Origin of the sequence: Helicobacter anseris (assembly GCF_003364335.1) — a bacterium.
Taxonomy (GTDB): Bacteria; Campylobacterota; Campylobacteria; order Campylobacterales; family Helicobacteraceae; genus Helicobacter_H; species Helicobacter_H anseris.
The window spans coordinates 1-3,546 of record NZ_NXLX01000036.1; the positions used below are offsets into that span (position 1 = coordinate 1).

Here is a 3,546-nt window from a genome sequence, read left to right on the forward strand (position 1 = left end):
TTTTCATCATTTTGTCTTTAAATCAGGATTTTTCCCTCCAGTGTCTTTGAAGGGATTTTTATCCCCCCAAGAGCTTAGGTCTTGATTGAAAGAGGTGGCATCATTAAACATCCAATCCATATTCTCTACATTGCTAACATCCCATTTATCAAGAGGTTGATTGAAATTGTCTGTACCATAAAACATACTCCCCATATCTTTGACTTTGCTCACATTCCAAGAATTTAGAGGTTGATTGAAGGAATCTGCACTAGAAAACATCCCATTCATATTTTCTACATTGCTAACATCCCATTTATCAAGAGGTTGATTGAAAGATTTTGCACCCAAAAACATTTTGCTCATATCTTTGACTTTGCTCACATTCCAAGAATTGATGAGGTGATTAAAATTGGAGCGTTCAAACATCCCCTTCATATCCTCTACATTGCTTACATCCCAAGTTTCAATACCACTAAAATCCCTTTTCTCTTTGTAAAAGAGATAGCTCATATCTGTGATTTTGCTCACATCAATTTCTTGAAGTGGGGCTTGTGTGCGAGTGATTTTGATTAGCTCTCTTCTTGTTGTGGGGAAATATCGGTGTCCTTTTGAATCAAGAGGGTGGGCTTGATTGAAGGCTTCTTGCCATTTTTTCAAATCAAACTTATCCGCTCCCTCAAACATCTCTGTGGTATTTGCATATAAGGTATCCCAAGATAGGGGTTGAGAGAAAGCTTTTGCATTGTAAAACATAAAGGACATATCTTCAACTTTTGCAATCTTCCAAGAATTTAGGGGTTGATTGAATGATTGTGTATAAGCAAACATTAGTTTCATATTTTCTACATTACTTACATTCCAAGATTCAAGGGGTTGGTTAAAAGCTGGGTTGTTTCTAAACATTCCTTGCATTTTTTCTACATTGCTGACATCCCAAGAGTTTAAGGGCTGATTGAAAGAGGAGTAGGCAAACATAAAGCTCATATCTTTAACATTGCTGACATTCCAAGATTCAAGAGGTTGGTTGAAAGCTTTTGCTTGATCAAACATACCACTCATATTCCTGACATTGCTGACATTCCAAGAGTTTAGGGGTTGATCGAAGCTTGTGGCTTGATGAAACATATATCCCATATTTTTAACATTGCTAACATCCCATTTATCAAGAGGTTGATTGAAATTTTCCACTCCACTAAACATCTCACTCATATCCTCCACATTGCTGACATCCCAAGTGTTAATCCCTTCAAATGCTTGATTGCTTCGGTGAGTGTATAAAAATAGTTTTTGCATACTTTTAACTAGGCTTGTATCGATTTTTGCAAGAGGGATAGAGGTATTTCTCAAAAGTTCTTCAAGCCTTTTTTCGACTTGGTATTTGCCATTGCCATCGAATGGGTTGATTTGAGGTGCATCGACAAACAAAAAGCTTGTATCTACATTTTTCCCTAGCTTCCAAGAATCTATCGGATGTCTAAAAGATAGGGCTTTTTTAAATCCTTTGGAGATTGATTTGAGGCTTTTGGGTTTCCAAGAGTTTAGGGGTTGGTCAAAGGTTATAGCATCTTGAAAAATCCCATCCATAATCACCACATTGCTGACATCCCAAGAGTTTAGGGGTTGATCGAAGCTTGTGGCTTGATGAAACATATATCCCATATTTTTGACTTTGCTTACATTCCATTTCCCTATGGGTTGGTTGAAAGAAGAGTTTTGGGCAAACATTAGTTTCATATTTTCCACATTGCTTACATTCCATTTCTCAAGAGGTTGATTGAAGCTAGATCTAAAAAACATTCCACTCATATCTTTGACTTTGCTTACATTCCATTTCTCAATAGGTTGATTAAAATAAGAACCCGCAAACATATAGCTCATATCCTCTACATTGCTTACATCCCAAGAATCTATGGGTTTTGTACAACCACCCCAAGCAAACATCAATTTCATATTTTTGACTTTGCTTACATTCCAAGAAGCAAGAGAGATATCTGTGCCTTGTCCTCTAAACATTCCTTCCATATTCTCTACATTTGATACATCCCAATTCTCAATTCCATCTAGTGAGGGTTTTTCATCGTATCCATCAACATATCCCTCAATACACCTAGAATCTTCTCTATCAATACAAAACACATAGCTCATATCTTTGATTTTGCTTACATTGATTTGTTTGGGTGATATGCCTTTCTCTCTAAGGAGTTCTAGCAATTCTTTTTTGTTTTGTGGGGTATAGATTTGCTCTCCCCAAATGAAATTGATAAAAAGTAAAAAAATCCATTTTTTCATCTCTAACCCCTTACATAGCTTTCTAAAATGAGTGATTTGACTGCCCTTGTAGCGTATTGCTTGGCTTTGTCTGTGGGGAGTTTTAGCACATTTTGATAATACTCTTGAATTTCTTTTATGCATTCATTGTAGGCTTGAAGCAAATCGGGATTTTCTTTGATGATGACATAATACCAACCAAAAAACCACTCATCAGGATCTCCTGTGGGAGAAACATCTTTGCTAATATCCTCAATACTCTCTTGTCTATCAAAAGCAAAAGCTGGATAAAAATCAAGTGCCAAGCCATAATAGACGCTATTGCGTCCGCTATAAAATCTCATTGTGCCTTCATAATAGTTGAGAGGAGGTCTTAGATCTTTGAGCTTGTGGCTATTTGGAGCAGAGAGGAATTTTTCAATACTGATACTTCTGAAGGGTTTGGGATATTCTCCAGTAAAACCTCCTAAGGTTGAATCGCGACTTGAGCCATAATATCCTCGTGTGTAATGAAGCACTTGTGGATGTTGGGGAATCATCCCGTATGAAAAATCTTTTCCTCCAAAATAGAGGATAGGAAAAATCATTTCTGCATTATCAATCACATCAGGTGGAGTGCCATAATCTTGACAGAAATTATCGTGTTTATCGACACTGCAAAGCTCTTCGTAGAGATTTTTGGCATATTCTACTGCCAAAGCACTGCCTTTGGCAACATCAGGCTGTTCTTGATTGAGATAGAGATAGGCTAGGTAGATTTTGCTCTCTTTTTCTTGTTGAAGACATTGCGAAAATAATTCTATTGCTTTTGGCTCATCAACCCCAATAAGACTAAAAGCTTCTGCAAATTTGCATTGATTTATTTCTTGAAGTTGGGGGTTTTCTTGAGATTGAGTTTGCTCTTGAGTTTTTTCTTTGGATACCAAGGGTTTGAAGGGATTTTTATCCCCCCAAGAGCTTAGGTCTTGATTGAAAGAGGTGGCGCCATCAAACATTCCTTGCATATTCTCCACATTACTCACATCCCATTTTTCTATCCCACTAAAATCTTTGCGGGTAGAATCTGCTATTTTGCATTCTTGCACGATAGCCATAAAAGTATTTTCTGTTAATTCATAGCTTTGGCAAAACAAACCACTCATATCTTTGATTTTGCTGACATCAATTGTGTCTAGCTTGATATTTTCATCTTTGAGTAGTTCAAGTAGTTCAGCCTTATCTTTGGGAAAATACTTTAACTCTGCTAGGAGGGGAGTGGATAAGAAAACTAAAGAGAGGAGGGGAGAAATCATCTTT

2 protein-coding genes are annotated in these 3,546 nt (G+C 37.0%); both read right to left on the reverse strand.

What is annotated here, in order from left to right:
• Nucleotides 1-6 precede the first annotated feature (6 nt).
• Entirely contained in the window at nt 7-2,271 is a 2,265-nt protein-coding gene (locus tag CQA57_RS08050; protein ID WP_170126866.1) for a BspA family leucine-rich repeat surface protein, read from the reverse strand.
• Nucleotides 2,272-2,273: 2 nt separating this feature from the next.
• Nucleotides 2,274-3,546 (reverse strand): BspA family leucine-rich repeat surface protein (locus tag CQA57_RS08055; protein ID WP_211305574.1); only part of this gene is annotated, 1,273 nt, incomplete at its 5' end.